24 protein-coding genes and 1 pseudogene are annotated in these 25,944 nt (G+C 61.9%); 10 read left to right on the forward strand and 15 right to left on the reverse strand.

Annotated elements, in window-relative coordinates; all coding sequences use genetic code 11:
- Window positions 1-73: 73 nt before the first annotated feature.
- From J8I82_RS25200 to J8I82_RS25220, 5 genes and pseudogenes are all read left to right on the forward strand, one after another.
- A pseudogene (locus J8I82_RS25200) lies at window positions 74-679 on the forward strand (tripartite tricarboxylate transporter permease); the annotation flags it as partial.
- A 34-nt stretch (window positions 680-713) separates the two neighbouring features.
- Entirely contained in the window at window positions 714-1,817 is a 1,104-nt protein-coding gene (locus tag J8I82_RS25205) for a porin (RefSeq protein ID WP_172587109.1), read from the forward strand.
- 410 nt (window positions 1,818-2,227) lie between these two features.
- Window positions 2,228-3,232, forward strand: coding sequence for a Bug family tripartite tricarboxylate transporter substrate binding protein (locus J8I82_RS25210; protein ID WP_209761578.1), 1,005 nt, complete (start codon window positions 2,228-2,230; stop codon window positions 3,230-3,232).
- A gap of 116 nt (window positions 3,233-3,348) precedes the next feature.
- Window positions 3,349-4,248 carry a GntR family transcriptional regulator gene (locus J8I82_RS25215; RefSeq protein WP_115690067.1) on the forward strand — a complete coding sequence of 300 codons (900 nt, stop codon included), beginning with the start codon at window positions 3,349-3,351 and terminating at the stop codon, window positions 4,246-4,248.
- Between the two features lie 90 nt (window positions 4,249-4,338).
- A complete protein-coding gene (locus tag J8I82_RS25220) occupies window positions 4,339-5,667 on the forward strand; it encodes an NAD(P)/FAD-dependent oxidoreductase (RefSeq protein ID WP_115690065.1) in 1,329 nt (442 codons plus the stop codon).
- 379 nt (window positions 5,668-6,046) lie between these two features.
- Here J8I82_RS25220 and J8I82_RS25225 read toward each other — a convergent pair whose 3' ends face one another.
- From J8I82_RS25225 to J8I82_RS25250, 6 genes are all read right to left on the reverse strand, one after another.
- Window positions 6,047-7,102, reverse strand: coding sequence for a lactonase family protein (locus J8I82_RS25225; protein WP_245180104.1), 1,056 nt, complete (start codon window positions 7,100-7,102; stop codon window positions 6,047-6,049).
- A gap of 131 nt (window positions 7,103-7,233) precedes the next feature.
- Entirely contained in the window at window positions 7,234-8,625 is a 1,392-nt protein-coding gene (locus tag J8I82_RS25230) for an aldehyde dehydrogenase family protein (RefSeq protein ID WP_115690061.1), read from the reverse strand.
- Between the two features lie 24 nt (window positions 8,626-8,649).
- A complete protein-coding gene (locus J8I82_RS25235) occupies window positions 8,650-8,952 on the reverse strand; it encodes a putative quinol monooxygenase (RefSeq protein WP_115690059.1) in 303 nt (100 codons plus the stop codon).
- Between the two features lie 13 nt (window positions 8,953-8,965).
- Entirely contained in the window at window positions 8,966-10,021 is a 1,056-nt protein-coding gene (locus J8I82_RS25240) for an Ldh family oxidoreductase (protein ID WP_115690057.1), read from the reverse strand.
- A gap of 54 nt (window positions 10,022-10,075) precedes the next feature.
- The gene (locus J8I82_RS25245) at window positions 10,076-11,542 is read right to left on the reverse strand and encodes a CitMHS family transporter (protein ID WP_209761579.1); all 1,467 of its coding nucleotides are present in this window, start codon (window positions 11,540-11,542) and stop codon (window positions 10,076-10,078) included.
- Between the two features lie 188 nt (window positions 11,543-11,730).
- A complete protein-coding gene (locus J8I82_RS25250) occupies window positions 11,731-12,150 on the reverse strand; it encodes a cupin domain-containing protein (RefSeq protein ID WP_209761580.1) in 420 nt (139 codons plus the stop codon).
- A gap of 21 nt (window positions 12,151-12,171) precedes the next feature.
- On the opposite strand from J8I82_RS25250, the gene J8I82_RS39125 reads away from it, so the two are divergent.
- Window positions 12,172-12,294, forward strand: coding sequence for a hypothetical protein (locus J8I82_RS39125; protein ID WP_280908135.1), 123 nt, complete (start codon window positions 12,172-12,174; stop codon window positions 12,292-12,294).
- 219 nt (window positions 12,295-12,513) lie between these two features.
- A complete protein-coding gene (locus J8I82_RS25255) occupies window positions 12,514-12,678 on the forward strand; it encodes a hypothetical protein (RefSeq protein ID WP_209761581.1) in 165 nt (54 codons plus the stop codon).
- A 254-nt stretch (window positions 12,679-12,932) separates the two neighbouring features.
- On the opposite strand, the gene J8I82_RS25260 is transcribed toward J8I82_RS25255, so the two are convergent.
- The 9 genes from J8I82_RS25260 to J8I82_RS25300 all read right to left on the reverse strand — a co-directional run bounded on the left by J8I82_RS25260 (window position 12,933) and on the right by J8I82_RS25300 (window position 22,719).
- The gene (locus J8I82_RS25260; protein ID WP_209761683.1) at window positions 12,933-13,412 is read right to left on the reverse strand and encodes a transporter; all 480 of its coding nucleotides are present in this window, start codon (window positions 13,410-13,412) and stop codon (window positions 12,933-12,935) included.
- 119 nt (window positions 13,413-13,531) lie between these two features.
- The gene (locus J8I82_RS25265; protein WP_209761582.1) at window positions 13,532-14,590 is read right to left on the reverse strand and encodes an amidohydrolase family protein; all 1,059 of its coding nucleotides are present in this window, start codon (window positions 14,588-14,590) and stop codon (window positions 13,532-13,534) included.
- 18 nt (window positions 14,591-14,608) lie between these two features.
- Window positions 14,609-15,622 carry a 4-hydroxy-2-oxovalerate aldolase gene (gene dmpG / locus J8I82_RS25270; RefSeq protein ID WP_209761583.1) on the reverse strand — a complete coding sequence of 338 codons (1,014 nt, stop codon included), beginning with the start codon at window positions 15,620-15,622 and terminating at the stop codon, window positions 14,609-14,611.
- Window positions 15,623-15,633: 11 nt separating this feature from the next.
- Window positions 15,634-16,590, reverse strand: a complete 957-nt coding sequence (locus J8I82_RS25275) for an acetaldehyde dehydrogenase (acetylating) (RefSeq protein ID WP_209761584.1) — start codon at window positions 16,588-16,590, stop codon at window positions 15,634-15,636.
- Between the two features lie 19 nt (window positions 16,591-16,609).
- Window positions 16,610-17,395 carry a 2-keto-4-pentenoate hydratase gene (locus J8I82_RS25280; protein WP_209761585.1) on the reverse strand — a complete coding sequence of 262 codons (786 nt, stop codon included), beginning with the start codon at window positions 17,393-17,395 and terminating at the stop codon, window positions 16,610-16,612.
- Window positions 17,392-19,155 (reverse strand): bifunctional 3-(3-hydroxy-phenyl)propionate/3-hydroxycinnamic acid hydroxylase MhpA, encoded by a 1,764-nt coding sequence (mhpA, locus tag J8I82_RS25285; protein ID WP_209761586.1) that lies wholly within the window; start codon window positions 19,153-19,155, stop codon window positions 17,392-17,394. Before mhpA ends, J8I82_RS25280 begins: the two co-directional genes overlap by 4 nt.
- Window positions 19,152-20,141, reverse strand: coding sequence for a VOC family protein (locus tag J8I82_RS25290; protein ID WP_116298673.1), 990 nt, complete (start codon window positions 20,139-20,141; stop codon window positions 19,152-19,154). The genes mhpA and J8I82_RS25290 overlap by 4 nt, the downstream gene beginning before the upstream one ends.
- Window positions 20,138-21,847, reverse strand: coding sequence for an FAD-dependent monooxygenase (locus tag J8I82_RS25295; protein WP_209761587.1), 1,710 nt, complete (start codon window positions 21,845-21,847; stop codon window positions 20,138-20,140). Before J8I82_RS25295 ends, J8I82_RS25290 begins: the two co-directional genes overlap by 4 nt.
- Entirely contained in the window at window positions 21,844-22,719 is an 876-nt protein-coding gene (locus tag J8I82_RS25300; protein WP_115690035.1) for an alpha/beta fold hydrolase, read from the reverse strand. The genes J8I82_RS25295 and J8I82_RS25300 overlap by 4 nt, the downstream gene beginning before the upstream one ends.
- A gap of 98 nt (window positions 22,720-22,817) precedes the next feature.
- Here J8I82_RS25300 and J8I82_RS25305 point away from each other — a divergent pair, with 98 nt between their 5' ends.
- The 3 genes from J8I82_RS25305 (at window position 22,818) to J8I82_RS25315 (ending at window position 25,603) form a co-directional block, all read left to right on the forward strand.
- Window positions 22,818-23,534 (forward strand): TetR/AcrR family transcriptional regulator, encoded by a 717-nt coding sequence (locus J8I82_RS25305; protein ID WP_245180106.1) that lies wholly within the window; start codon window positions 22,818-22,820, stop codon window positions 23,532-23,534.
- 490 nt (window positions 23,535-24,024) lie between these two features.
- Entirely contained in the window at window positions 24,025-24,972 is a 948-nt protein-coding gene (locus tag J8I82_RS25310; RefSeq protein WP_209761588.1) for a LysR family transcriptional regulator, read from the forward strand.
- Window positions 24,973-25,090: 118 nt separating this feature from the next.
- The gene (locus J8I82_RS25315) at window positions 25,091-25,603 is read left to right on the forward strand and encodes an SRPBCC family protein (RefSeq protein WP_209761589.1); all 513 of its coding nucleotides are present in this window, start codon (window positions 25,091-25,093) and stop codon (window positions 25,601-25,603) included.
- The last annotated feature ends 341 nt before the right edge of the window (window positions 25,604-25,944 follow it).

The raw sequence follows: 25,944 nt of genomic DNA on the forward strand, positions 1-25,944 counted from the left end.
CCGCGGCCCTTGGGTTTCAGGTCAATCCAGTAGAAGCCGCATGAACACAACCACCTTCACTTCTGTTTCTTGAGAGGGAGTAGCGGGCCCTGAGGCGGCCAACAACGCAACGGCCACCGGCTCGCTTGTTCCGCTCTTGACACTTGGCATTCCAACGTCGGCAACCGCGGCAATCCTGCTTGCCGCCTTTCAAAACTACAACCTGCAGCCGGGCCCACTGCTATTCCAGAACTCACCAGAACTGGTATGGGGGCTGATTGCGTCTCTGTACGTCGGCAACGTCATCTTGCTCGTGCTGAATTTGCCACTGGTGAGTCTCTGGGTAAAGCTGCTCTCCATTCCGAGGCCCTTCCTATATGCAGGAATCCTGCTGTTTGCCTCGATCGGCGTCTATGGCATGCGGCAGTCCTGGTTCGACTTGCTGCTCATGCTGGCCATTGGGTGGGGGGGCGTACTGATGCGGCGCTTGGACTTCCCGGTCGCGCCCGTCATCGTCGGCATGATCCTCGGCCCGATGGCCGAGAAACAGCTTCGCAATGCGCTGTCCATCAGCCAGGGAGACTGGCTGATTTTCCTGAGTCAACCCATCGCAGCAAGCCTGCTTGCGGCGACGGTGCTGATCCTATTGGTACCGACCGTCCTCCGCCGCAAGGGTATTCGATTGTCCGAGGACGACTGATCCAATGAATAACTACATCCTGACTGGAGTGAGAATGAAGCAAATGCTGGCCACCGGCCATCGCGTGATGTCGATGTCGATGCTGTGCCTACTTTCCACGCTTGCCGTCCCGGCCTCAGCGCAATCAAGCGTCACTTTGTACGGCCTGGTTGATACCAATATCGAGTTCAGCAACCATAACGCAGTCGACGGAAAGAGCGCAGCTTCGGGTCTTGCCAATGCGTACCGTATGAATTCGGGCGGCATGAACTCCTCGCGCTGGGGGATCCGGGGCAAAGAAGATCTTGGAGGGGGTCTGAAGTCTATCTTTACCCTTGAGAGCGGCATCGACACGGACACCGGCAACTCCTCCGATGGCAGACTGTTTGGGCGCCTCGCGTTCGTGGGTATCGAAAGCAGATATGGTCAACTTGCGCTGGGTCGACAAACGTCTTCGATGTACGACCTGGTCCTTCCCCACGACCCCATGGGGTATGCCCCTCAGTATTCCTGGGTAAGCAGCACCGGCTCGGCGCCCAGCACTGGATACAAGACCCGGCTGGACAACACAGTCAAGTACACAGGCGTCTTCGGGCCGGTAACGACTGTCGCTCACTATAGTCTCGGCGAGCAGGTTGGCAACGGCAATGCCAGCGCGGCATTCGGCGGAGGGCTTCGCTATGACGGAGGGCCAGCCAGTTTTGGTGTGGTCTTCGATCAGGGCAACGGCGCGCCCACGGCCAGCGGCACGTATTCAAAGGCCCGTGATATCACCGCATCCGGCTCCTATTCTTTTGGCGCATTCAGCGTGTTAGGTGGATACCGTTGGTATGAACTTATACCTGTCACTGGCGGCAGTGCAAGAAGTGATTTGTGGTGGGCGGGCGTCCGCTACGCAGTGACACCTGCTCTGCGCCTCACGGGGGCGGTCTACTACGAGGATAAGAAAGACACGGCGTCAGATCCCATGCTGTTCGTACTACAGGCCGTCTACTCGCTTTCGAAGCGGACAAGCCTATATTCGACCGTCGGCTATGCATACGCGAAGACGAATAACGATGGCACCTTCACACCAGTCGGCGTCATGAGGGCTGGCGATCGGACGCCTGTAGCGAGCAATCAGACGGGCGTTACGCTCGGAATACAACACCGCTTTTAACTGACTGCGCTGCTGCGCCCTTGTCGGGCGTAGCAGTCGGATCCGCTTCTGCCTCTTGGTACCACGCGCTGCAACCGTGGTGGCCGCCTAGCAATGGGCCTAAGCCGTGAAGCGGGCCGTGACTTGCGGGCGCTGCGAATTGACTGGCCGCAGGCCCGCACTGCATCGAAGAGGCAACACCTATCACAATCACAGTGCTTATCTAGATTGTCAATTCATATGCACATAACGCGATTCTTGCGGCAATTTCCTACGGAGTGAAGATGGCTTTTGTTCAACTTTATTTGGCGAATATGGCTTTCTAAAGGCACTTCTCGCAACAGTCTCGCGGTTGTACTTGTGCGCGCCGCTAATGCCTTCTATGATCATAAAACGCTAAAACTAGATGCGTAGCAAAGGAGACATCGATCATGCCGATCATCTGCAATCTGCGTCGCCGTTCGATCCTCAAGGGATTCGCCCTGGCACCGTTCGCCGGGGGGGCCGGGGCGTTAACATCGCCGCTCGCCTGGGCGCAAGACAAGTTTCCCAGCAAGCCGGTCACTTTCATCGTTCCCCAAGCTGCTGGGGGCGGCGCCGATCTGCTTTGCCGAACGGTTCAGGCGAAAGCTCAGGAGTCGCTCGGGCAGTCCATCATCATTGATAACCGGCCTGGGGCTGCGGGCAACATCGGGACGGTCGCAGGGGCGCGAGCTGCTCCGGACGGGTACACGATGACGTTCGTCAACCTCTCGACCATGGCTTTGAACCCGCACTTGTATTCGAAGCCGGGATATTCCGTTGCCGACTTCGACCCACTGGTCTGGATGGCGTCCGTAGCCAACATTCTGGTTGTCAATCCAAAAGTTCCAGCGAAGACGCTTCAGGAATTTATCGCCCTAGCGAAGTCCAAGCCCGGCAAGTTGACTTACAGCTCCGCCGGAAACGGCAGCGGCAATCATCTCGGCGGTGAAATGCTGAAAACAATGGCACAGATTGATCTGGTTCACGTGCCGTATAAAGGCGGTGCACCGGCCGTTGTCGCGGTACTCGGCGGTGAAGTCGATGCGAGCATTGCCGATCCGCTCGCCGCGCTTCCGCACATAAAGTCCGGGAAATTGCGCGCGCTCGCAGTGACCAGTGCAAAGCGCGCTGCGGGCTTGCCGGAGGTGCCAGCAATCGCCGAAGTGGTAAAAGGGTATGAGGCCACCTCGTGGGCTGGTGCAGTCGTGCCCAAAGGCACGCCGAGTGCAATATCGCAGAAGTTGAGCCAAGCGCTAGTGGCTGGGTTGAAGGATGCGGCAAATGCCGAGAAGCTGCGCAGCCAACTGTACGAGCCAACCGACGGATCTAGCGCTGAGTTCGCCACCCTCATCCGCAAGGAAAACGAAAAGTGGTCCAAGCTCATCAAGCAACTCGGTATGCGCATCGACTGAGCCGGGTCGGACCTGGGCGGCCTGCGCGACGTCGTGGCAAAATGCAGTCTGACCATGCCGCACCACGTTCGGCGGCAGCCGCCGCCGGCTCATCGGCAACTGCTTCGCACCCGATCATGAATCTGTCTCAGCTCCAAGCCCGTGTCGCCCGGGAGATCGTTGCACTCGTCCGACTCGACAGTCTGCGCGCCGGAGATCACCTAGCGGAAAGCGCGCTGGCGGACCGTATCGGCGTGTCGCGCTCGCCAGTCAACGTCGCCCTGCGCTATTTGGTGGAAATGGGAGCCGTAGTCCATGATCACAATCGCGGGTATTTCCTGGAGAAGGATGCGTCAGATCTGTCGGCTATCGCTGAAGAGCTTTCTGCAGAGCCTGACGACCCTCTATACCTCAGGATCGCTGAGGACCGGCTGAACAAGAGCTTGCCGGATTTAGTCAACGAAGCCGACATGATGCGGCAGTACAACGTGTCCCGCAGCGCGCTGCGAAAGGCGCTGTCCCGCATTCAACAGGAAGGCTGGGTGGAGCGTTCCATCGGGCATGGTTGGATTTTCCTACCCATGATCGACTCGGCGCAGGCCTACGAAGAAAGCTATCTGTACCGTACCGCGCTGGAACCAACGGGGTTGCTAAGCCCTTGGTTTAAGTCTGATCCCGTGGAGCTTGCTTCATTGCGCCGCCAGCAGCGCGCGATCGTGGACGGCGGCTACCAGACCATGACGCCGATCGAACTGTTCGAGTCGAACAGCCGCTTCCATGAAATGCTGGCAAAGTGGTCGGGAAACAGGTTCATCGTCCAGTCGGTCAAGCGCATGGATTCGCTGCGACGGCTGGTCGAGTACGGACAAGCCAAAAACCGCAAACCGCGGCAAGAACAGGCTATTGAACATCTAGCCATCCTGGACGCCATAGCCGCGCAAGATATGCTGAAAGCCGCCGCACTGCTCCGCGAGCATTTGGAAGGCGCGCGACGGCGAAAGGTGCACAGCGCGGACGTTTTCAGGAGCGCAGCCTGAATCGGCAGGCCGTCATCACCTATGGCGGCCTTATTTTTGCGCCGCTGTGCATTTTGTGATCACAAACAGCATTAATTGGGCTTCTGAAGCATGCCAGCAATAACTGAACGACACCGAATTGTGGTCGTCGGCGGAGGCGCCGGTGGACTCGAGTTAGTCACCCGGCTGGGAGACCGCTTCGGCAAACGACGGTCGGCCGAAGTCATATTGGTGGACCGTAATCCCACTCATATCTGGAAGCCGTTACTGCATGAGGTTGCCGCCGGCAGTATGGATCCCAACACGCATCAGCTTGAATACGCTGCGCAGGCCCGATGGCATCACTTCGAGTTCCAACAAGGCGAACTGACCGGCATCGACAGGAGCCGCAAATGCATCGAGATCGCGCCTTGCTTTGACCCCGAAGGAAGCGAACTGCTGCCGGGACGGGAGCTCTTCTATGACACGCTTGTGCTTGCGGTTGGCTGTGTAACGCATTTCTTCGGCGTACCTGGCGCGGAAACGCACGCAATCGCCTTGGATACCGTCGAGCAGGCCGATCGCTTCCGGCGCAAGCTGATTTCGGCGTGCATCCGCGCCCAAAGCGGCCGCGGGCGGACCGCTGCGGCCGAGCAGCCGCGCGTGGACATTGCGGTGGTCGGAGCTGGTGCAACAGGGGTCGAATTGGCTGCGGAACTGCGCAATACAGCCCATGTGCTTGCCGCCTACGGGATCCACAGCCTAGATCCGCGCCGCGACGTCCATATCCATGTCATCGAAGCCGGTCAACGCATCCTGCCCGCCCTTTCCCCTCGTGTTTCGGAGGAAACGCGCAAGCTTCTGCAGAAGCTCCACATCAACGTTCTGACAGCTGAGCGCGTCACTGAAGTCTCGCCGCTCGGGATCCAAACTGCAGACGGCAAATGGATCGATGCCGACCTCACGGTCTGGGCAGCCGGTATCACAGCGCCGTCGGTCCTTTGTAATCTCGGACTACCCGTCAATCGCGCCGGCCAAGTGATAGTCGGTCCGACCTTGCAGGCCGACGGCGACCCGGACATCTTTGCTCTGGGCGATTGTGCGAGTTGCACCTGTGCGCATACGCAGACCGTCGTTCCTCCACGGGCGCAAGCTGCGCACCAGCAAGCGACTTTCCTGTTTGCAGCGATGAAGGCAAGGCTCGCTGGCAAGCCGTTGGCTTCGTTTCGGTACAAAGACTTTGGTTCGCTAGTGTCGCTCGGACATTTCAGTGCAGTGGGCAGCTTGATGGGCGGCTTGATTGGCGGCTCGATGTTCATCGAAGGCGTTTTCGCTCGACTCATGTACACGTCGCTCTACCGCATGCACGTGATGGCGCTGCACGGCGCGCTGCGCATGGGACTCGACACCACGGCGCATTGGTTGCGAAGCAAGACTCATCCGCGCATCAAACTGCACTAACCGGCCGGCAAGTTCCTCCCACCCGAGGGGAACGCCCCTATCTCGCTGCGTCGCCGGTCTTCCTCGATGAACCCAAAAAAAGCTCGAACTCGCCAGGGACGCGCTCGAGCATCAAGATCGTCAGTCATCTGACCGGCCTACCCTTTCTTCTGCCATACGAATCGCAAACTTCGGATAACTTCGAGGGAATTCACCGTAGACCTGAGCCGGAGAAGCCACCGCTAGTTATGCCGGCCGCGGCTGCGCGGTACCTATTGCTCTCGACTAAGAAAATGCGGCGGTGAAACGCTTTTTCGTGAAAGATTAGTGCTCCCATACAGTAAGCGTCGGGGCCCGCGTGAAATTCGGCACATGCAAACGACACTTTTCTGGCGTGCGATCAAACACGCCGAAATGCAACGCAAACCGGGCTTCCTGTGTCAATTCTCCACGGCAGCGGTGTGAGCTTTCCGCTCTCCCGCGCGATGTCGAAGGGGACGATTGTGTCCGAGAGTTCGTTTGCCGCGTAAAGGCGGCGACCATCAGGATCGATAGCGAAGAAGCGCGGCCCCTTACCGCGGCTTTCCACCCAGGACAGCGGGGTAAGAAGTCCGCTTGTCGGGTCAATGCCCATCGTCACGATGCTGTCGTGGCCCCGGTTTGAAGCATAAAGAAACTTGCCCGAGTTCGCGATCTGGATTTCCGCCCCGGTGTTGTCACCGCCATAATCTTTCGGCACGGTGGACACCGTCTGCAGGGGCGACAACGCTCCAGACGCTTCATCATACTGGTAGGTTGTGACTGTCGAGTTCAGTTCGTTGATGACATATGCAAGCGGGCGCGCCGGATGGAACGTGACGTGCCGAGGACCGGCTCCCGCCGGCGCCTCGACATAGGGCGAACTCGCGGGAGTCAACTTTCCCGTTCTGGAATCGACACTGAACGCAAAGACGCGATCGACTCCCTTATCGGGCACGATAAAGTGACGCCCTGCAATGTCAAATGGGACATCATGCGGATGAGATCCGCCCTGTTGCTCCCGATTTGAGCCGGGATTGCCTGGAAGCTTCGCCAGATCGGCAACGCGCCCCAGACTGCCGTCCGCTTGGATGGGCAGCGTGACCAATGATCCGGTCGCATAGTTGGCGACAACGATGAAGCGGTTGCCAGGCTCTACCGCCAGATGCACTGGATTCTTGCCCTCGGTGCCCTGGCGATTGAGGAGCGTGAGCCGGCCTGTCGTCGCATCGATGGCGAACGCACTGATGTCGCCCAGGTCGCCGTGGACGGCATAGAGATATCGCTGGGCACGGTCCATTGCAAGGAATGAAGGATTGTCGAGTCCTTCCATCAATTGCACGTGCTCCCACCCATCTTCTCGCACGCGATAGACGTTAATCCCCTTGCCGCGCGCATTCCGGGCCTTGGTGGTCCTGCATCCAACGTATGCGTACATAGGTTTTTGCTCCGCACCATGCGCGTGAACACCAGGCATGCCGTAAAGGGCGGCTATCGCACTAAGGCTGCGCAATACCCTGCGTCTTCCTGCGTCCAACGATGTCTCCTGGCGTAGTTACGTGGATAGACTCAGGCCGCGGAAACGGCCCAATACGTCCGAGCGTTAGTGAATTCGCGGATGCCAGCCGCCGCCAACTCCCGGCCGTAACCGGACTTGCGGGTTCCGCCGAACGGCACCCGTGCATCCGAGGCAGTGATCGCGTTGATGAAGGCGGCACCGCTTGTGACGCCCTTGGCAACCTTCAACGCTCGCTCGGTGGAGGCCGACCATACGCTCAGGGACAGACCGAAAGGCGTCGCATTCGCGAGCCGCACAGCGTCCGCATCATCCTCGGCAACGGCGATGGCCGCCAGCGGGCCGAACGTCTCTTCGTCGAACGCCGCCATGCCCGGACGCAAATTCGCCATCACGGTGGGTTCGTAGAAATTGCCTGGACCTTCAACAGCCTTGCCGCCGGTCAGCAGCACTGCTCCGGCTTCCACGGACCGGCGCACCTGGCCGTCCAGCGCATCACGCAGGTCCGGCCGAGCCAACGGACCCATCTGCGTCGCGGCATCGGCGGGATTTCCCACGATCAGTGCCTTCGTTCCCGCGACGAACCGTGTCGTGAACTCATTGGCGATTGGCTTCGACACAATGAAGCGCTTGGCACATACGCAGCTTTGGCCAGCGTTGTGGAAGCGTGCCTTCACGGCCGCCGCGACCGCCTTATCGAGATCGGCATCGTCGAGCACCACGAAGGCGTCGGAGCCGCCGAGCTCCAGAACCGATTTCTTCGATGCCCGCCCGGCTGCTGAGCCAACGGCCGCGCCAGCCCGGTTCGAACCGGTCAGCGTCACGGCGGCGATACGATCATCTTCGATCAGGCCATTAATCACTGCCGGCACCTCGGGCTCCGCTACCACCAGGGTGGTGATGAGATGCTTGGGCAATCCGGCATCGAGGAAGAGCTGCTCCAGCGCTAGCGCGCAGCCAGTCACATTGGGAGAGTGCTTCAGGAGCACGCCGTTGCCCGCAGTGATGGCAGGAATGGCAAACCGCATGACCTGCCACACCGGAAAGTTCCACGGCATCACCGCCAGCACGAGTCCGATAGGCTCGTAGCTCACCCAAGCGTCGACGCCGTCGATGCGGACGGCTTCGTCCGCGAGGATGCGATCAGCATTGTCGGCATAGTACAACGCAGTCACCGCCGACTTTTCCATTTCGCCAGCGGCTTCGGCTTCGATCTTGCCCATCTCGGCCATAATTAGCTTAGCAAACGACGCACTCTGGCGGCGCAGTTCATCTGCCAGGCTGCGAACCGCTGCGACCCGCTCCGACAAAGGTTGCTTACCCCAATCCAGCGCAGCTTCGTGGCCAGCCTGGACAGCCTCGTCGATCTGTGCTGTCGTCCAGCTTTCGTAGGTCTGCAGCGGCTCACCGGTGCAGGGGTTATAGGTGGTAATGGAGGTGGTCATGGTTTAATCCTGTGTGCCGTGCCGTCAGGCATGGTGGAAGAGCTGAGTGCAGAGCGTATTGGCCTGGCTACCCTTGACGACACAGCGGTCCGCGGCCTGGCGCCAGATCGCAAAATGCGGCGCAGCACGGTGCGCTTCGATAGCGGCCTCATCTTCGTACAGTTCGTAGAACATGAAGTGATGCGGGTTCTTCAGATCCTGCGTCACGTCGAAATACTTGCATCCGCTCTCGTCGTTAAACGTACGGTCCGCGTTTTCCTTGATGGCCGCAAGGAATTCCTCCAGGCGCTCCGGATACACATCCAGGGAAACAATCAGTGCGATCATTGCGAAGTCCTTCTTATGCGGTGAACGTCGGCGGGAGCGAAGTCCCGGTCTCCTGGCTGAGTTTCGCCAGGCTTTGCCAAGTCGTATCGGCCAGTGAAATGCCGGTTTCCAGCAGGCGGACTGTGTTCTTGTCCTCCAACTCGCCGGGGAAGAAGATTTCCTCCACGCCGTGGGCGGTGGGGGCCGACTTGACCTCGTCGATCAGGGCTTCCATGCGCTGCTCGAATTCATCCAACGGCATGGTGGATTTGATGTCGATGGTGATCAGCAGGTGACCGGCGCCGCTGGTGCGGTTTGCTTCGTAGGGGCCGGCGACCTTGGAGCCAAAGTTGCTGCCGGTCAACACACCTGCCAGCACGTCCATCATGAAGGAGATGACGTAGCCCTTGTGGCCAGCCATCGGCAGGATCAGGCCATGGACGGCCTTCTTCGGGTCGGTTGTCGGCACACCGTTCTCATCAGCGGCCCAGGTGTCCGGGATTTCCACGCCGCGTTCGGCGGCCAGATAAATCTTGCCGCGCGCGACTGCCGTATTCGCGATGTCCATCACGGCGACGCCGCGTCGTCCGCCGGGCGCGGCGATCGACCACGGATTCGTGCCGATGCCCTTCACACGACCACCCCAAGGCGCCATCGCCGGGCTGGCGTTGGTCGCAAGCAGCGCCACGCAACCTTCCTTCGCCGCCATCCGTGTGAAGTACGCGGCGGTGCCGAAGTGGTTCGAGTTACGCACACCGACTGCGCTGATACCATGCTGGCGAGCCCGCTCGATGCCGAGTTCAACGGCCTTCGCAGTCAGTACCTGACCGATCCCATGGTGGCCGTCCATGACGGTAACCGCCCCGCTGTCCATGACGATCTCGGGCCGGGTTGTTGCCGTCATCACGCCGCTACGCAGGCGTTCCACGTACCAGGGCAGACGCAGCATGCCGTGCGACGAATGGCCCCACAGTTCGGCCACAACAAGGCTGTCGGCCAGCAGATGCGCATCGGCTTTGGGAACACCCAGCGACTCCAGCACGGCGGTACCAAATTGGGTCAGCGCCTGTGCCTTAACGGTTGTCGTCATTTCAATCTCTCCAAATATGGCTTTGATTCATTTGTCGGCTGCTGCCGGAGCCGTTCACAGCGGGTACGCCCCGGTCAATCCACCGACCAGCAGCATCACCAGACCCACAGCGACGGCGCGCCAGATCGTGCGCCGGGCGTGCTCGCCCAGTTCGACCTTTGCCAGGCCGGCAAGCAACAGGAACGACGGAACCAGCGGACTGGACTGGTGCAGCGGCTGGCCGACAACCGCAGCTCGGGCCATCTCCACCGCGGATATTCCGTAATGAGACGCCGTCTCGGCCAGAATCGGCAGTACGCCGAAATAGAAGGCGTCGTTGCTGGTGAAGAAGGTCATCGGGATACTGACCAGACCGGTCACCATGGCCAGGTGCGGGCCCCACGCGGCGGGAATCACGGCAACCAGCCACTTCGCCATGGCTTCTACCATACCGCTGCCGCTGAGCACGCCCGTCAGTACCGTGGCCGCGAAGACCATCCCGACGACGCCGACAATACTCGATGCATGCGACTTGATCTGCTCCGACTGCTCGGCAACGCGCGGGAAGTTGATGACCAGCGCGACCGCGACACCCAGCAGGAACACCACCGGCGACGGGATGATCTCGACGACCAGCAGCGTCATGACGCCCAGCGTCAGCAGCGCGTTAAGCCATGTGAGGTGAGGCTTGGCGTTCGGGCGATGGAGCACCAGTCCTTCGCTGGAGACAGGGACGGAGAAATCGTCTGACGTACCGCCTGTCACATCGGCCTTGGTCGGGACATTCATTTGCATGGCGCCCAAAGCCGATGCGGGCATGGCGGCGGCGCTGCCCATCGCAACTGGGGCAGCGCTCACGCCTGCCATCGCATTGGAGAAGGCGGGCTTGCGCGAGCCAGAGAAGGTTGTTGACGACTTAAATTCCAGTCGACCGATGCGGGCCCGCTCGCTGCGGCCAAGCAAGTAGGCAAGGCCAATCAACGCAGCCATGGAGGCGGCGATGGCAGGCATCATGGGCACGAAAATGTCGACGGGGTTGAGCTTAAGGGCCGCAGCAGCACGCGCGGTCGACCCGCCCCAGGGCACCGTATTCAGGATGCCGTTGGCCGTCGCCGCAATGCAGGTCAGCACCCACGGGCTCATGCCAAGCCGCAGATAGACCGGCAGGAAAGCAGACGTCACGATGATGAAGGTCGTGGAGCCGTCACCATCCAGCGAGACAATGCCCGTCAGCAGCGCCGTGCCGACCGCCAGGCGCACCGGGTCGTTATGTACGAACCGAAGAATCAGCCGGATCAAGGGGTCGAACATGCCCACGTCGATCATCATGCCGAAATAGATAATGGCGAAGAAAAGCAGGCACGCCGTTGGCGCCACTGTCTTGATAGACGTGATGATCGACTTGCCAAGGTCCAGGCCACCGCCCGCCGCAAGGCCAAAGAGGATCGGGATCAGAATCAGCGCTGCCACCGGCGTCAGCCGCTTGGTCATGATCAGGTACATGAACGCGGCAATCATGCCGAATCCGAGAATCACTAACATCTTTTGTCTCGCTCGCTATTCTTGACCGACGGTGGACGTGGGGAGTACTGCGTGTCCGGGACGTTGGCGATGCGGTTGTTCGCCGGCGCGGTCGATCTTGGTGGGAACGCTGCTGTCGGGGCACATGCAATGTGCACCCGGCTCAGCGATGAGGCTGCGTCCATCACGGCGCAGCAGACGCCTCGTCCTTACGACTTGCCGTGCTCGGCTGCGACCGGATTGGTAGCGCCGGATGCGGTCAGCGTGCGGGTCGCGTCGACGGTGGCATAAATCCAAAGAATCTTCATCGGTTCGGTCTTCGAGATGTTGCGAAACCGATGGTTGACGTTCGGAGGAATGAACGTCACGTCGTGCTCCTTGAGCCGGTATTCCAGTCCGTCGATGTCGAGAATTGCCTCTCCCTCCATCAGCACGACGCTCTCCTGACAGTTGTGGCTATGAAAGGGAATCTCCACACCAGGATCGAACGATGTGTAGCCGGTGATGAAGCTGCTAGTGCCGAGTTCTCGTGAGACGAGCGGCGTGGTGCGGGCACCACCGCCGCGTTCGTGGGTAGTAAGAGCTTCGGGCTTCAGGAGCACAGCTCCTGATGGCGTTTTGATGGTCATGCTGATGTCTCCGATTCCGATATGCCTGCACTGACGCTACAAGGGTTGGCGAAAAAACTGAAAGAAAAAGGCGTCGACGTGGATGCATCGCCGCAGGTGCGGCACCCATCACTGTCTTCTGGTGCAAGAATGGCTTTTCCGTAAACCCAGTATAGCTTTTCGTGATCACGTAATTCAATTGAAGTTGCACAAGGGTTTACCCTGTAAATGGGATAAAACCCCGTAGTCAATGAGTGATAGGCTTGAGAACGACGCGACTCTCATATTGCCTTACAACTGCCTTACAGAGTGAGATACAGCAACTCTATGTGGGGCACGCGTGCGCGCTGGAGTGTTCATGGCATGACCACTTCGGATTTAGGGATGGCAATCAACGAACCGCCGAAGCCGCAGACCTCGTTCCAGGCTGGCTATCTGGCCGGCAACCTGCTTGCCCTCGCCCGCCGGCGGCGCGCGCCCGCCAAGTGCGGCGCGCTGCCGCTGGGTGCTGACCGTGCTCTACTTGGAGGCTGCGCGCGTCCGAGCTGACGGTCACTACCATGGTCGCCTTCTTCTGCAGGCGCGATGCCTAGGGCATCGAGCGCTGGAGGCTGGAGGTCCGCGTCAATGACCTGCACCCAACGCCGCAACCCGGCGAGGCCATGGCGCTGGTGCTGCCGGTGATCGGGTGCGAGCAACGCGAAAGAGCCGGGGATCGTGACCCAGGCCTAGCGCGCTACACCTGATTACCAAGAAGTGGCACCCTTTAACCCGAGCAGGAGCAGAAGCCTGCGTTGTCTTCGTTAGAACAGTTTGATGAGGCGAACTTGCGTGAAGTCGCCGGCCTTGGCGTTGCGAGAGCCGACCCTCCTCATATACTGGATGGTCAGCGCCGCATCGAGAACCGGCACTTTTGTAGTGAAGAAAGCCCCGCCGTTGAATGTCCGGTAACGGCTCGTCCCCCAAGCGTTGTTCGAATCGCTCTGGTATTGATGCACGAGCACTGTATGCAGCCCGAACGCGCCGATGGCCGTCTTGTAGGCCAGCGCGTTATCGAGGCCGATCCAGTTGCCACTGCGCAGGTCGTTGTCCCGGTTCCTGGTGTTGGGGCCCCAGGTCAGCTTGGCCGACAAGGCAAGGTCGTGCTTCGGCAAGTAGTCAACCTGGATTGCCGGGCGGAACGTATAGAAATTGCCATAGCCGATGTCAGGGCCAGGATTCGCGTCATAGCGCCCGGTCGGGAGCACAAGCGACGCGCCGGCGAGAATGCGGAACCGTTCGATGGCATTCGCGCCCCCTGTATAGGGCGCGAATCAGCTTGAAAGTTACGGAAAGAACCCAGCCAGTTAGGGGCGCGGCCGGAGAAAGCGTCAGCGGTCGCGCAAATGCTCTGCGATAGCACTTACCGGTTTGCCAGCAGCCTTCTGGCCTTGGCACCTAATGACTCGCCTTCGTAGACAGGCGCCGCAATGACAGGCTCCTCATGTCCGGCGTACTTTGGAAACAGTCGCAGCGCGTGCGTCCGGTCGATGCCGTGGCGCACGGTCTCATCCCAGATGGTGCTCCCCTCAAGCGTCCGCACCTGCAGCGATGTCGCCGCGGCTGGCGCATACGGGAAGTCACTGCCAAAGAGAATGTGGTCCGGCTCGACCAGTTCGCGCAACGCCGCCATCGAGATCGGCGAAGGCGACAAGGCGGTGTCGAAATAAAAACGGCGTAGGTAGGTCAGGAAGCCTTGGGGAATGGCGTGCTGGAACTCTGACATCGCATTGACCAGCGAAGCCCGCCAGCCAATGTAAGGCAGGAAGCCCCCCGCATGCGACAGGATCCAGCGGATGCGCGGATGCCGCTCGGTTACGCCGCGCAAGATCAGGTTTAGCGCCGCCCGGCTGGTGTCGCATGGAAATTCGAGGACGAATCCGGGCGCCACCAGATCCAGTGCCAGGCTCGACGGATGCAGGTTGGGATGCACAAAGACGATTGCCTGGCGCCGATCCAGTTCGGACATTAGTTCGTCATATCGCGGGTCGCCAAGGAAGTGCCCTTCCACACTTCCCAGCAGCACGATGCCGTCGGCGCCAAGGACATCCAGCGCATACGCTGCCTCGTCGCAAGCCTCATGCGTGAATGGCATTGGCAGTACGGCGAATGAGCCGAACCGCCCCGGATGCTTGCGGGAAAGTTCCACTGCGTAATCGTTGCACGACCGGGCTAGTGCCACAGCCTCTCCCTTGTCGCCAAAATACACCCCCGGCGCCGACAGCGACAGTATGGCGGTCTGGATGCCGTTGGAATCCATGACGTCCAGTGACTGCTCCGGCGTCCAGTCCGGAATGCGGACACCAGCCTCCTCGGTGATGCCTCGCCGCGCGTTCTCGGCCTTGTACGCCGGAGGAAAGAGATGATGGTGGACATCGATCCGCCCATGGCGGACCTGCAAGGCTTCTGCTAGTGATTCCATGATGACTCTCCGAGGGAATCAGCGCGACCGCGACTGAAACAGGTCCAGCGCCACGTCGACAATCATGTCCTCCTGTCCACCGACCATCCGCCGCCGGCCCAGTTCGACCAGGATGTCCACCGTGCTGAGCCCGTACTTGGCCGCGGCGGCCTCGCTGTGGCGCAGGAAGCTGCTGTACACACCAGCATAGCCCAGCGCCAGCGTCTCGCGGTCGACGCGCACCGGCCGGTCCTGCAGCGGGCGCACGATGTCGTCGGCCGCGTCCATCAGCCGGTACAGGTCGCAGCTGTGCTGCCAACCCATGCGTTCCGCCGCGGCAATGAAGACTTCAAGAGGCGCATTGCCCGCCCCTGCCCCCATGCCGGCGAGGCTGGCATCGATGCGGTCGCAGCCCTCCTCCACCGCCGCGATACTGTTGGCGACGCCCAGACTGAGGTTGTGATGCGCGTGCATGCCGGTCTGGGTATCAGGATTCAGTGTGTCCTTGAAGGCCCGGACGCGGTCACGCACATCGCCCATCGTCAGGGCACCGCCGGAATCGACCACATAGCAGCAGGTGGCGCCGTAGCTTTCCATCACCTTCGCCTGCCTTGCGAGCTCCTGGGGTGAGATCATGTGGCTCATCATCAGGAAGCCAACGGCCTCCATGCCCAGGTGGCGTGCATACTCAATGTGCTGGCGGGAGATGTCGGCCTCGGTGCAATGGGTCGCCACACGCAAGATGCGCGCGCCGGCGTCGTAAGCAGCCCTGAGATCGTGGACGGTGCCGATGCCCGGCAGCAGCAGCGTCGCAATCTTCGCGCGATTGATGACGCCGGCCACAGCCTCGATCCATTCGATATCCGTGTGGGCGCCAAAGCCGTAGTTGAAGCTGCTGCCTTGCAGGCCATCGCCGTGTGCCACCTCGATCGAGTCGACGCCGGCCCCATCCAGCGCTTGCGCGATGGCCTTGGCCTGTTCGATGGTGTACTGGTGGCGGATGGCGTGCGCGCCGTCGCGCAGCGTGACATCGGAGATATAGAGCTTCTTCATCGTCTTTCCTCTCAAGCAGTGGCAGTGCGCGCCAGCATGCCGTGGGCCATTGTCTGCGCCGTGCGCAGCGCCGCGCTGGTCATGATGTCCAGATTGCCGGCATAGGCAGGCAGGTAATGCGCCGCGCCTGCAACCTCGAGGAAGATGGTGGTCTTCAAACCGGTCATGCGGTCGCCCAAGCCGGGAATTCGCATCGGCTGCTGCGCCGTGATCCGGTCGAACTGCACCCGTTGCTTCAAGCGATAACCAGGCACATACTGCCGGACCGCATTCACCATGTCGGTAACGGAAGCTTCGATCGCGCCCTCGTCGGCGGGATCGCTCAGGGTGTACACCGTGTCCCGCATGATCAGCGGCGGCTCGGCCGGATTCAGCACGATGATCGCCTTGCCCTTTGCCGCACCGCCCACCTGCTCGATGGCGCGCGCAGTGGTTTCGGTGAACTCGTCGATATTGGCACGCGTGCCAGGTCCGGCGCTCTTGCTGGCGATGCTCGCGACGATTTCGGCATAGTGCACGCGGGCAACCCGCGATACCGCCGCCACCATCGGGATGGTGGCCTGTCCTCCACAGGTGACCATGTTGACGTTGGGCGCATCCAGGTGTGAGTCGCCGTTAACCACTGGGACGCAGTACGGACCGATCGCCGCGGGAGTCAGATCGATCATGCGCAAGCCGGGGCGTAGTGAGCGCAGCAGCGCATCGTTATGGGCGTGTGCTGTGGCGGACGTCGCATCGAACACGATGTCGACCTCCTCGAACTGCGGCATCCTGGCCAGTCCTGCAACACCCTCATGCGTGGTCGGCACGCCGAGCCTTGCCGCACGCGCGAGTCCGTCGGAGGCGGCATCGATGCCCACCATCGCCGCCATTTCCACCTGGTGTCCGTGGCGCAGGATCTTGATCATCAGGTCCGTGCCGATATTGCCGCTGCCAATAATGGCGGCTTTCAGTGTGCGTTGTGTCATAAACGTTGCTCCGGGGCGGTCAGGCCATGCGACAATTCACGGTGCCCAGTGCCGCGATACGGGCCTGGATCAGATCGCCTGCCTTTACAGGCACCATGGGCCCGAGTGCGCCGGACAGGATCAACTCCCCTGCCTTGAGTCCCTGGCTGCGTTCGGCCATCGTGCGGGCCAGCCAGTAGGCTGCCCGCAGCGGATGGCCCAGGCATGCGGAGCCAGTTCCGACAGAAACAGTATCGCCCTGCCGGGTCATGGCCATGCCCAGATCAGCAAGCGCCAATGCGCCGACGGGAACCGGCTGATCGCCGACCACGTAGAGCGCGGAGGAGGCGTTGTCCGCCACCGTATCGAACAGGCTGATCTTCCAATCGGCGATCGCGCTGTCGACGATCTCCAGCGCTGGCAGCGCGTACGCTAGGCAGTTAAGGAACTCACCGTACGTGGGTGACCGCGCCGGCAAGTCGCGACCCACCACAAACGCGACCTCGGCCTCGATCTTCGGCTGAATCAGGCGCTCGGTCGGAATCTCGGCGCCGTCAAGGAATTCCATGTCGTCGAAAAGCACGCCAAAATCCGGCTGATCGACGCCGAGTTGCTGCTGCACGGCCTTAGAAGTCAGGCCGATCTTCTTGCCGACGATGCGGCACCCCGACTCCAGCCGCGCAAGAGTATTCAGCTCCGCTACCTGGTAGGCGACTTCGAGCCCCTCAAGCTGGTGAGACACGGAGACTGGGGATACAGGGACACGGTTGGCCCTGGCTTCGCGCAGCTTCAGCGCCGCGCGTTGGATAGCTTCGGTCGCCTTCAAGCGGCCTCCTTGGTCGGGAACGATGGTCTGATATGGGCAGCAGTGCGATCGGCCAGCGAAGCATGGCCGGAGATCTCGGGAGTACCCAGCATTTCGCGCAGCTTCGCCGTGGCATCGCCAAGCCGGCGCTCCGGCACGATGCCGAAGACAAAGCGGTCCGGACGCAGGATCGCCACGCTGCCATGGCGAGCGCCGGCGCGCTTCAGCCACCGATACCAGTCGCCGGAAACATCTTCCAGTTCGATCAGGTCCGTCGGCCAGCATTGCGGGATGGCGCCGTATGGCCGCTCGCCCCAGGGATAGATCACCGCATAGCGCATACGAATACGGTCGCACCACGCGCGCGCGTCTGCGTCCAGCAGCGACCTCGGGTCGACGCCGGCACCGAAAAGCACGAACCCTGCGCCGAGCGCGTCGTCCAGCCGGTGGCGGCAGCCATCGGAGGCGCGCACGATCGGCTGTGGCATCAACGTGCCCTCGCGGCCTGACCAGCGCCGGCGTGGCAGGCCAAGGTATGCGCCACGGCGATAGACCGGCTTGGGAATGAAATCGCCACGATTGATGAAAGGCCCGATCGCCGGTAGCCGCGTCAGCACTCGCGACACCCCGTTGCGCAGCGCCGCGAGCGCCGGATTCGAGACCGAGACAAAGTCTTTCACGCGCACGGCCTCGCGGATCATCGCCGTGGCGTGGGGACGGCGTTCGTGCTCATAAGTATCGAGCAAGCTGTCCGATGCTGCGCCGCTCAGCACGGCGTGCAGCTTCCAGCCCAAGTTATGGGCATCGCGCACACCGGCGTTCATTCCCTGCCCGATGAACTGAGGCATCATGTGGGCGGCATCGCCCGCCAGGAACACGCGCCGATCGCGCCAGCGCTCCGCCATCAGGGCATTGAAGGTGTAGACCAACTTGCGCAGGATCTCGAAGCGGTCGACATCGACGTACCGGGACAGGTAGTGGCGCACGGTCGCCGGGTCTTCCATCTGCTCCTTGGTCTGGCCAGGCGCCAACATGAATTCGAAACGGTGATGGCCCTTCGGCTGCACGCAGTTCACTGTCGGGCATGCCGGATCGCAGACGAAGGCGAAATACGGCACGTGCCGCAGCCCGTCGATCCCATCCCTGGCCTTGATATCCACAACTAGCCACGGATTGGGAAAGGACCGTCCCGTCATCTTGATGCCAAGCTGCGTGCGTACCAGGCTGCGTCCGCCATCGGCACCGACGAAATAGCGTGCGCGCACGCTGGCTTCGACGGCATGCAGGCCCTGGCTGCCGGGCTCCGGCGCCTGGCCGTAGCCACTGCCTGCCGTGGCGATGTGGCGAATATCCACGCCCGCATCGTCCTGCTCAAACCTGACGACTTCGCGCCCGCGCAGGATCGTGACAGTCGGGTATTTCGACAAGTTATCGGCCAGCGCAGTCTCCAGGAACGGCTGGTAGAAAAAGTGGCTCATCGCCCAGCCATATTGGCGGTCGTCGCTCATCAGCGTGCCGAGGCATGAGCCGTCCGGCAGCATCATCTGCACCGGAACGTCTTCCAGCATGTCACGCAGCAGCCGGTCGGCCATGCCGAAGGACTGGAAGATGCGCATGCATTCGCCGTCTGTGTAGACGGCCCGCGCGTTGCCGTAGAACTGCGGCTCACGCTCCAGCACCAGCACTGACACGCCGCGCATGCCGAGTGTATGCGCAAGCACCAGGCCCGTGGGACCGAGGCCGGCGATGACGACGTCGAATTCCGCCTCCCGCGCGCTCATGGTTTCGCCCCAACGGTAAACTCACGGCGTGCGAGCGATAGCAGGCCACGCCCGAATCGGCGTGCCGACAGGCCAAGCGTAAGGTTTTCAGGGTAGTGTCCCCATAGGCTGATACCGCGATAACTCTGCTGGAACCACTGCCGCTCCGCCTCTTCGGTCACGACGATGGGGTTCCAGCCGAGTTCGATTTCGAAGCCACTGGGTGTCTCCACATAGAACGACAGTTCGCGATCGTTGGGATGTTGGCCGATCGCATTGGCAATCGGGTAGCCCAGTTTGCGGCAACGGCGATAGCCCTCCGTCACGTCCTCCAGGTTCGCTGCCTGCAGGTTCAGGTGATGGATGCTGGTACGCAGCGGGTTGAGCCGCACACCGCGGGTGGAGGCGATCGCTACCGAATGGTGCCGCTCGTTCAGCCGCAAGAAGGTGAAATCGAGATCGATGCCGCTCAGGCGATCCTCGATGTAGTCGGAGACCCGTGCATCGAAGATACGCTGCCAGAAGCGCTGCATCGCCTCCGGCTCGCGCGTGGTGATGGCGACGTGGCCCAGGCCGCCGGCACCGGTGAGAAAACCGCTCGCCTTCATCAGTAGCGGGCGCCCGGTCTTGAGCGGCGTGGTGAAGAGTTCGACCGAAGTGCGCTTGGGTCCGGTGAACGACCAGTACTCCGAAACACCGCGCGCCGCGGCCTCGCCGCCGCGGTGAAGCTGGGGCGAGATGCCGATCTCGCGCAGGCGCTCCAGCGCAAGGCGCAGCGCCGCGTCGTCGTCCAGCTCCCAACCGAGAGCCACGACGTCCTCCGCCGAGCCACGCTGCACCACCAGACGCCGGGTGCGATCGTCCACACGCAAAGCCAGCGTGTCAGTCGAAACCTCATCGACGTGCAGCCCCAATCCGTCGGCGGCAAAGCGCTTCCACTCCGCCAGCCGGCTGGATTCAACCATCACATAGCCAAGCCGCACGCTGCCAAACAGGGTCGTCTTCATGCGGCCAGGCCCTCTTGCTTGCGATGCCGTGCTTGCGCGGCCCGCGCACCAGCCCTGCCGCAAAGCAGCTCGACCAGCGCACCGGGGTCTGCCGGCGCCGTGTCGCCGCGCCAGGCGACGTGCTGGTCTTCGCGCACGATCAGAAGCCGATGGCGGAAGACCGGGTCGCCGCTGACGGTCGTCACGTCCACCACCTTGATCGGCATGCGCGCGGCTGTCGCGGCTTGGAGCAGTCCGTTGACATCCACCGAGGCATCGAAGCGCAGCAGCGTGTAGACTGGACCCAGCAAGTCGTAGACCGACTCGCCGCTCTCCGTCCAGAAATGTGGCATGCGGCAACCGGGCACGGTGGATGGCGTAACGCCGCCCATGGTGTACTGCGGCGCCGGTTCCCCGTCATACGCGATGATGGGCGAGCCCTCGTAGTAATAGCCAAAGTTGAGCCCTTCCGGCGCGAATTGCGGGACGTTGAGCTTGTACAGCTTCGCCCCCATCACCTTGCGCATGGCGATGCCGGCCGGGTTGTAGCGCGACGACAAAGCCTTGGGAGCGGTTCCCTGCCCCAGCGCATCGATGGTGTCGAGCATGCTCTGCATCGCATGCCGGGAGACCTGCTCGGTAATGGGCTGGCGTTCGGCCTCATACGCGTCGAGCATCGCCGGATCGGCCCAGCCCTGCAGCACGTTGGCGAGCAGCCAGGCTATATTGACGCCGTCGGCGATACCGGCGTTCATGCCATAGCCTGCGAACGGCACCCAAAGGTGAGCCGCATCGCCGGCGAGGAATACGCGGCGGTCACGGAATGTCGACGACACCAGCCGCCGGCCCACCCAGTCCTCGTGGTGCAGCACCTCATACGAAAAACTTGCTTCCACGCCGAGCAGGTCGCGGATCGACTCGTGCAGGTCCAACGCATTAAAGTCCCGCTCGCCGGCAGGCAACTGGCGGTGCAGCAGCCACGTATCCTCGCCATCGATGGCGACGACGACGCCGCGCACCTTGTGGTTCACGATCCAGCTCATCCATGCCGGCCGGCGATCGCCGAACAACTTGCGCACGCCCGGCGCGCGGATCAGCGTGGAACGCATATGCGCCAGCTCGGCATCGCCTTGAAGCCGCACGCCCATGCCCTGGCGCACCACGCTGCGGCCCCCGTCGGCGGCAATGACATACCGGCCGCGCACGCTGCCCTCGCTGCCGTCGCGGTGCCGCAGCCGCACGGCGACACCGCCATCGTCCTGCGTGTAGCCAACGACTTCCGTGTCATAGTGCACTGTGATGCCCGGCGTCGCATGCATGCAGCGCGCGATGATCGGATTCGAGTACAACTGGCTGACCCGCACGAAGGGCTCGGGCGTGCGCCAGTGCGCATCAGGAAAGCCCTTAGGGAAACGCTGCGCAGCGCGCTCATTGCGCGACGGCAGTTCGATGCGCGTGAGTTCCGGACCGGCCAGGCTGGTCGCATAGATGACGTCCGTGGTGTAGTCGTCCGGCAGCCCCGCCGCGCGAACCTGGTCGGCAATACCGAACCGGCGCAGGGTCTCGAGCGTGCGCGACGCCACGGTATTGCACTTGGCATCGGCCGGCTTGTCGGCAGACTTGGCGTCGACGACCAGCACATCGATGCCGCGGCGCGCCGCTTCGATCGCGGCGCACATACCCACCGGGCCAGCGCCCACGACAATAATGGATGCAGCGGCACTCATTGCACGGTCTCCATCTGCTTGCGAGTGAACGCCGTTACCGCAGCATTGAATTCCTCCGCGCGCTCCCATTGCACCCAATGACCGGTGCGGCTGAACAAGTAGGCGTCGCAGTTCGGCATGCGCTTCTGCAGGGACTGCGCGCCGCTGGGCCGGTTGACGAGGTCTTCGGTGCCCCACAGCACCAGTGTCGGGGTCTGCAACTTGGACAGGCGCGGGTCCCGCGTGAAGTCGATTAGCCGGAACTTCGGCAAGCCCTTGGGCCGCACCAGGGGCGGGTAGGCTACGACCTCCGGGTCCAAGCTGGCCTGGAAGCGCCCGTCGATCACTGACTGCGGCACCCGCGCGCCGTCGTACACCAGATACTGGCGGATAAAGGTGGTGAGCTTATCCTTGCTCGGGCCTGCGCCGCCATAGTAGTCGAGCAGGCACTTCAGCCCCGCCGTCGGCAGGCTGCGCGTGGTATCGATCCCGCCCGGCCCCATCAGCACCAGGCCGGCGACGCGACGTGGGCGGTCTAGCGCCATGCGCAAGGCGCATGCCCCGCCCAGCGAGTTGCCGACCACGCATGCGCGGTCGATCTCTAGGTAATCGAGTAGGCCGAGCATGGCCTCGGCACAGTCGCCGAATGGATCGGAGCGGCTCAGGCCCTTGGTTGAGCGACCGTAGCCCGGCATGTCGGGAATGATCACGCGGAAATAGCGTGCCAGCTCCGCAATATTGCGCTCGTAGTTCGGTACCCCGGAAGCCCCGGGACCACCACCATGCAGCATCATCAACGGCGCGCCGGCACCCGCCTCAGCATAGAAGATGTTTCTGCCGCTTATACGGACGGTACTGCTGGCTAATGAAATCTGCAGGTCGGCAAGATTCATCGCGGGCTCCTCTGTTGGTCTGCGCCCATCATACTGAGTACATTGTCATTATGACAAGACTCTCGTTTTCCCTAGGGGTGGGGTTAGAATTGCCGTGAATGAAAACTGCGCAAAAAGTTATGAGCGAGGCAAGCAAGACTGATCATCGGACCCGCGTCGCTGCAGAGCGGCGCGAGCGCATGCGGGCGCGCTTGGCGGAAACCGCGTTGGCGATATTTGCTGAGAAAGGCGTCGGTGCAAGCGTGATCCAAGATGTGATCGCAACAGCAGGTGTCTCACAGGGCACCTTCTACAACTACTTCCGGACCAATGAAGAACTGCTGCTGGCCGTGGCAGAGGAACTCAGTAATGAACTAATTGATGCAATTGAACGCACCGTCAGCCAGTACGAAGACCCAGCAGAGCGCATCGCGACGGGCGTGCGGCTCTACCTATACAAGGCGCGCGCGTTTCCATTGTTCGCGAGCTTTGTCGTGCAGACAGGCTTGCACTTGGCAAGCCCGAATAACTTGATCTACGAATACGTGCCGCAACACTTGGAAGCGGGCTTTGCCTCTGGGCGCTTTCAGCGGATGCCAATGGAAGTGGCAGTCGACCTGATCGGCGGGCAGGCGCTGATGGCGATCGCCCGGCTGGAGGCCGGCGGTGCGGCCGAGGACTATCCGGAGTGGGTCGTCGCGACGCTGCTGCGGGCGCTTGGGGTGGCGCAAATGGACGCGCAGCGCATTGCCTTCGAGCCGCTGCAACCTGTTGCCATACCGGAGGATTCGCTCGTAGCAAGAGCAACGATCCGTGCAAACACCCTTGTAGGGTAGTAGGCAGCATCACGTGCTAAGGGAAGGGTTCAAGATTGAGATGACTGGCTCAGACCATTGGGAGGCATTGAGCTCTAGTCTGCAATGACGGAATCTGAAACGACATTGGCCATCGCGAAGCCAACGAGTGCAACAAAATGCCGCCCCAGGGCGCGTGACACAGCGCCATAGGACAACTGGCGTCCTAACGGCCGCGCTCATTACCACTGGCAGATCCGCACGTCCTGGACGTTCTTCTGCAAGCCAGTGTCGACGTACAAGTGTTCAAGGGCCAGGGCGAACGCCGTTGCCGGCGGTAACAGCCGGGACGGTGAAGCGCGTCAGCTCAACCGGGCAGTTCCATGGCATGACCGCCCTCCGGACAGCGTAGCTATTGACCGAGGTTTCCAATGCACGACGCGTCGGTGGGAACTGCTCGGCGTCGAGAAACGTGCCCCTGGCACAATGCAGACTGCCTCCGTCCTCCACACCAGTCTCTCTCTTCTCGCAAATGAAAGACTTGAAGACCCTCGACCTAAATCTGCTCAAGGCGCTCGATGCACTGCTCGATGAACAGAACGTCACCCGCGCAGCTGCGCGCCTAGGCGTCACGCAGCCGGCTATGAGCGCGATGCTGGTCCGCCTGCGCGGCACCTTCGAGGATCCGCTTTTCGCCCGCGCCCGGCGCGGCATTGTGCCCACTCGGCGGGCGCTGGCGCTGGCGGAGCCGCTGCGGCAGGTGATGGGACAAATCAGCGCGCTGCTGCAGCCGGCGGTGTTCGAACCATCCAGCGCGACACTCACCTTTACCATTGCCGCCACAGACTACGCCGCGCGCGCTATCGCAGCGCCCTTCGTGACGGCGCTGCGCCAGCGTGCGCCGCACATGCGGGTGTCGCTGGTCGCAGTCGAAGAGGCGCGGGTCCAGAGCCAGCTTGAACACAGCGAAGTCGACCTCGCACTGCTCACGCCCGAGACCTCGCCGCCGGACCTGTATGCCCGCCGACTGTTCGACGAGCGCTACGTTTGCGTCATGCGCGCCGACCATCCCGCCGCGCAAGGTCGTCGCCTCACGCTCAGGAAGTTTTGTGAACTCGATCATGCGCTGGTGTCCTACAGTGGCAACCGCTTCCGCGGTGTGACAGACGCCGCGCTGGAGACGATCGGGAAGGCGCGCCGGGTCATGCTATCGGTGCAGAACTTCCTCATACTGCCGGAACTGCTGCGCGCCAGCGACATGGTCGCCGTACTGCCTGCACGATTGGTGCGAGGACTGGACGGGCTCGCTGTCTTCAACCCTCCCGTGGCGATTCCCGGCTTCACTAAGACCGCGGTCTGGCATGAACGGACGCATCGCGAGCCCGCGCACCGCTGGCTGCGGGAACTGTTGGTGGAGACCTGCGGTGACACCCGCCTTAGGTCGGACTATGCGTCTGATATCACCGGTTTTGATGTATGACATAAAAACTGAGGATTGGCTTTATGTCTTGCGCCTCGCCATCATGGAACATCAATTCACGGCGCGCAGAACAGTTTACTGCGGTTGCGCCGGCTTCTCTCACGCCATGGAGTCCCATATGCACGCAATCCTCTGGCCGGACGACTATCTGCCCGGTACCACCGAAAATTTCGTTTCCAATGAAGTCATCGTCGACGGCCTGAGTGCGGTCGAAGTATGGCCGTGGCTCATCGAAGCCCAGCGCTGGCCCGACTACTACGAGAACTCGGCGGACATCGTCTTTCACGACGGTGAAGGCACGGCGCTATTCGCCGGCCGTCGCTTCGCCTTCAGCACGTTCGGCTTTCCGGTGGAAGCGCAGGTCACCGAGTACGTCGAGCCAGCGCTGGGCATGCCCGGGCGCGTGGCGTGGCACGGCTGGGCCGGCGATGGCGAGGAGCACCTTGATGTACACCACGCTTGGCTCGTGGAGGACCTGTCCGGCGGACGGGTGCGCATCCTGACTCAGGAAGTGCAGAAGGGCAAGCCGGCAGCAGTCCTTGCCAAGACCCGGCCGAACCCGATGCTCAACGGCCATCAGGATTGGCTCGACGGTCTGGTCGGCGCCGCGCGCCGATCGCTTCCGGTATGAGTCGTGCACGGTTCCGCTGCCGCTCATCATCAGCACAGCCCCATTCGCGTGGCACCCCCGCCCCGAGCCATTCACTATCGCCGGGCAATTTGCGTCCTCCGCTGCAGCCGGTTCGGAGACCCCTCGGCAACCAGGTGCGGCCACAGGTCGCGGCACACTACCGCTTGTAAGCGCGCATTATTGCGCATGCGCGCTTGGAAGGAGGGATGTCGCAGGCAACACATTCTGTTGGATGTGGCAGCTGCTGACAGTTTGTCGGTTCGTCTCGTCATGGCGAGGCGAACCTGCGTGCCCGCGGGCACTGACCTGTCTCGCAGGGCAAGTGCCGAGCTAAACGACTG

Source organism: Cupriavidus consociatus (assembly GCF_017814975.1).
Lineage (GTDB): Bacteria > Pseudomonadota > Gammaproteobacteria > Burkholderiales > Burkholderiaceae > Cupriavidus > Cupriavidus consociatus.